The organism is Flavihumibacter sp. CACIAM 22H1 (genome assembly GCF_001601815.1).
In the GTDB taxonomy this organism is placed as follows: domain Bacteria; phylum Bacteroidota; class Bacteroidia; order Chitinophagales; family Chitinophagaceae; genus Flavihumibacter.
Map to the genome: position 1 here is coordinate 11596 of NZ_LUKG01000094.1, position 4506 is coordinate 16101.

The 4506-nt window shown below is 45.4% G+C and carries 6 protein-coding genes; all 6 read right to left on the bottom strand.

Annotated features, from left to right (window positions below):
• A partial coding sequence (locus tag A1D16_RS18940; RefSeq protein WP_290712426.1) for an RraA family protein occupies nt 1–597 on the bottom strand: 597 nt, incomplete at its 3' end.
• A 10-nt stretch (nt 598–607) separates the two neighbouring features.
• Nucleotides 608–1054, bottom strand: coding sequence for a hypothetical protein (locus tag A1D16_RS18945; protein ID WP_290712428.1), 447 nt, complete (start codon nt 1052–1054; stop codon nt 608–610).
• Nucleotides 1038–1826, bottom strand: coding sequence for an SDR family oxidoreductase (locus tag A1D16_RS18950; RefSeq protein ID WP_290712430.1), 789 nt, complete (start codon nt 1824–1826; stop codon nt 1038–1040). Before A1D16_RS18950 ends, A1D16_RS18945 begins: the two co-directional genes overlap by 17 nt.
• A complete protein-coding gene (locus A1D16_RS18955) occupies nt 1819–2988 on the bottom strand; it encodes a CoA transferase (protein WP_290712432.1) in 1170 nt (389 codons plus the stop codon). The genes A1D16_RS18950 and A1D16_RS18955 overlap by 8 nt, the downstream gene beginning before the upstream one ends.
• A gap of 1 nt (nt 2989) precedes the next feature.
• On the bottom strand, nt 2990–3769 hold the full coding sequence (locus A1D16_RS18960) for an enoyl-CoA hydratase/isomerase family protein (protein WP_290712434.1): 780 nt from the start codon (nt 3767–3769) through the stop codon (nt 2990–2992).
• The coding region (locus A1D16_RS18965; RefSeq protein ID WP_290712436.1) for a hypothetical protein at nt 3735–4506 on the bottom strand (772 nt) is incomplete at its 5' end. The genes A1D16_RS18960 and A1D16_RS18965, both read right to left, overlap by 35 nt.

Consider the following 4506-nt stretch of genomic DNA (forward strand, 5'->3'; position numbering starts at 1 on the left):
TTTCTGAATTACCTCCGTTTCTAATTGTTTGGGAATAATGACCACCCCGTCCATATCACCAAATACCAGGTCTCCCGGCGCAATCCATACCCCTCCTATTTCAATATTACAACGGTAGTCTACCACCTGAGTACGAACAGAAGAGTCCTGGGCATATCTTCCCCTGCTAAATACCGGCCAGTTTTGTTCCAGCACCTTGGGAGTATCGCGGTAAAATCCATCCACAACAGCCCCCCTGGCTCCGCGCATTCTTGCTGTAGCCGTTAGAATTTCTCCCCAGTAGGCACAACGCATCGTTCCGCCAGTGGCCAGGTAAATTTCGCCGGGCTTCAGTTGATCCAGTGCTTCGGTGAGTTTACCAAATGGTTTTTTTTGCGGACCAAACACATCGATCATTAATACAGGCATGGACCTGCCGATAACTTTATCGGTGATATTTACCGGCTGAATGGGCTGGGGAAGAAACTGGTGATAACAGCCCAATTCATCCAGGATATCTCCCACAACAGGGGTATACAATTCCGTTTCCATTAAATGAAAAAGCTCCTCATCGCTGGTCCAGCTGATAGTATCGGGTTTATTTATAGCTTCAGACATACACTATTGTTTAAATATTTTCTTGTAAGCAATCCTTAATTTTTTCCTGCAGTTCAATGATCTGGGAGGCAGAAAGTGGGTGGTAAATGAAATCGCCTAAATGCGTATTACTCTTTTCAGCAATTATTACCTGTGCTGCTGTATCCATGGCTATATTATGCCAAGTATTTGCAGGAATATTATAGGTAACACCCACTTGCATTTTTATACAATGGAAACTGATTCTCTCCCCAGCCAGCACACCTGCAATTAAAACCGCCAATCCTTTGGTTAATACAAACACTTCATCAGTTTGGGCATGCAGGTCTAATTTCACAATGTTGGAAAAGGATTGTTCAGGCATAAAGTTCAATTGCGCCACCTGCCAGTCTTTGGTAATTAAAAAAGGATGATATCCCTGTTCTGCGGTATAATATGTTTCAATCAGTTTATCCATCTGTTTAATTTCTCGGGTCATATTGAATGGTATTTTCTTTATATCCGCCATCCAGGTAAATTTCTGTACCGGTCAAATAGGAAGCAGCATCGCTGGCAACAAAGGCACAACATCGGGCCACATCAACCACATTGCCTAACCTGCCCAGCGGAATCCACTTTTGAAACAATGCCTCTCCAATTTTTTTGATCTCCTCCCGGTTCATGGCTGTTTCTATGGCCCCGGGTGAAATGGTCATAACCCTTACACCAAATTCCGCCAGCTCAAGCGCCATACATTTAGACAGCATATTCAAACCCGCTTTGGAAGCACAATAATGTACCAGTCCTTTACGGGCTACTTTATCATGTATAGAGCTGATATTGATGATACAACCCTGCTGCTGCTTTTTCATTAATCTGCCAGCATATTGCGCTACCATAAAAGCGCCCCTGAGATTAACCGAAAAAATCCGATCCCATTCTTCGAGGCTCAGTTCCAGGCAATCTGCCACTGATTCCACGCCTGCATTATTTACCAGCACATCCAGTCCGGACCAGTTTTTTTCAAGGCTATCAAACATAGCTTTCACCTCTTCCTGTTTACTGATATCAGCCTGCAGAAGCAATACTTTTACTAAATACTGGCGGCTGATATAGGTTTGAAACGCCACTGCTTCCGGATCTATCTCCGGTACATTTATACAAATATCACCACCACAGGCAGCCATGGCTTCTACTATACCGGCCCCGATTCCTTTGCCTCCACCCGTAATCAGAATTCGTTTATTTTTTAAATCAATGGTGTTATTCATGCTTATCAATTACTGTTAGGTTATCTAATATCAGCTCGGTATGTTCTCCCAGTGCAGGTGGCGGAGCATACAGATTACAGGGCGTTTCGCTAAAGCTTACCGGAAATCCGGTGGTAGCAATTTCCCCGGCTGTGGGATGAGTAAATTTTACGATCATTTGGTTATACCTTACCTGTGGGTCGTTGATCATGGTATCCAATTCATTTACATGAGAACACCAGATATCTGCCGGCAACAGAACTGCCAGCCAATCGCCGGTTGTTTTTTCTTTTAATCGTTGCTGTAGTATTCCAAATACGGTATCCCGCTCATCAATTTTATTATTGGTTTCATACTGCTCTGTATCCAATTCCGGAATAGCTAATAACCTGGCCAGCTTACGCACAGAATTCATTCCTATAGCAATATAGCCATCGCTGGTTCTATAAATTCCATACGGGGCTCCCAACCAGGGGTTGGGTATGCCGGCACTGCTTCGTTCCGGTAATTTTCCCGTAGCCAGAAAGCTGGTTATTTCCTGTGTATGAAATGACAAAATGGAATTCAGCAAACAGGCTTCGATCAATTGTCCTTTTCCTGTCTGTGACCGGTAGTGTAACGCAGCTAAAACTGCCTGCACAATAAATAATGCGGTCAAAAGATCAGCCTGCCCAACTGCTGTAACAGTGGGCAGATCGCCCTGGCGTCCATTCAGGAATGGAACACCGGAAATCGCCTGCGCTAAAAGATCCTGGCCCGGGCGGTCTTTATACGGCCCACTGGATCCGTAGCCCGAGCTGGAACAATAAATCAGCCCGGGGTTGACGGCTTTCATGGCCTCGTATCCCAGGCCTAACCGGTCCATTACACCTGGTCTGAAATTTTCAATAAGAATAGCAGATCCCGCTATTATTTTTTTAGCGGTTTCTACACCTTTCTCCTCCTTCAGATCCAGCACAATGCTTTTTTTATTTCGATTAAAACTCAGGAAAGAAACACTTTCACCACCCGGATATTGATTGCCATAGGCATAATGCCGCATCCAATCGCCTTTAGGTGGCTCAATTTTAATTATCTCAGCTCCAAGATCACCTAACATTTGCGTTGCCCAGGGCCCCTGCGCCAATTGCGTAAAATCTGCCACCCGAACACCCACAAGAGGACCTGTTTTTTTTGTTTCCATCTTACTTCTTTTGAACAAATGATTGAATTTTTTCCGTAGCCACAGGGGTGTTAAAAAGTTCATTTACGGCCTGTGCTTCCCTGTTTAATCGTTGCGTAAAAGATTCATGCAGCAGTGCGGAAGAAGTTAGTGCTTTGATTTTTTTGATCGACTGTCTGGGAATTACCCTAAGTTCATCCATTATTTCCCCGAGCCTGTTCTCCCACACTTCTTCTTCAATTATTTCTGATACCAGGTGACGGTTATACATATCCCGGGCGGAGTATAACCGGCCGGTTAGCAATAGTTCCCTGGCTACGCTCAAACCTGCTAATTCAATTAGGCGTTGCGTGCCGCCACCTCCCGGAATCAGGCCCAGCTTTACTTCTGGCAAGCCCATTTTTGCCGCGGGTTTTGCCACCCGAAGGTCACAGGCCAGGGCTATTTCAAAACCACCCCCCACGGCAAATCCATTGATTGCCGCCAGTACGGGAAAAGGGGCTTGTTCAATAAGTTCGTAAATACGGGCGCTGGTAGACTGAAACTGTGTAAAATCCGATTCACTGAACCGGGCATATTCCACAATATCTGCCCCCGCCATAAAAGCCTTTCCACGCCCTTCCAACACAAGCAGTTTCAGGTCCTCCTCTTTTACCAACTCCTGCAATAGCAGAATCAGTTCCTGCATCAAAGCAGTATTCATAGCATTGTACTGGGAGGGCCGGTTAAAATAAACCCTTGCTACTCCGGAAGCATCCCGTATATAATCAAGGCATATCAACTTCAGCGACGCAATACTCATGGTAGATCTGGTTTAATTTATTTAGTATATCAACACTATTACCACCCTGTACCAGGAAAGCATGAACTATCTCAGCAGCCTCTTCCTGGAACCGGTTAAAGCCTGGTATACGGGGCCGCAGATAAGCCCGTTGCATGGTATCCATCGTATTAAAAAAGAAAGCATTGCACAGCAGATTTGCCTGCTCAGTTTGCCAATCTGATACATGTGCAGACTGTCCGCCATGTTTCACATACATACTACCGTATTGTATAGGATCCAAGAGATAGGTCAGAAAATCTATCGCTTCCGGAATCCTGGTAGATAAGGTTGGTACGGCAATTCCGGCTCCTCCAAGAATAGTCGAATACCGGGCGTCTGCTAAAACAGGTGCATTCCCAAACCGCACTAATCGATCCCGAAACCCCTTCCTGGCATAATTGGTATAACCAAATACCATCGGTGTATAAACGATTTCCTCTCCTGCACTTATACGGTCTAATAATTGAATAGCATTCAGGTCATAGGAAGCAGGATGAAGAAAGGATTTCCAACTACTCATCAGCTCCAGCGCCAGGGCGCCGGCTTTTGGATCCAGCCCCATTTCAGAGAATGCTTCTTTTTCTGCCAGCTGTGCGCATATACTCAAAAAAACACACCAGCAATCTGTGGGGCATAAAGCAACGGCAATTTTTTTCCCGGCCGGAAGCCGCTCTGAAAATGCCGCCAATTCTTCTAACCGCGCCGGAGGCTGTACC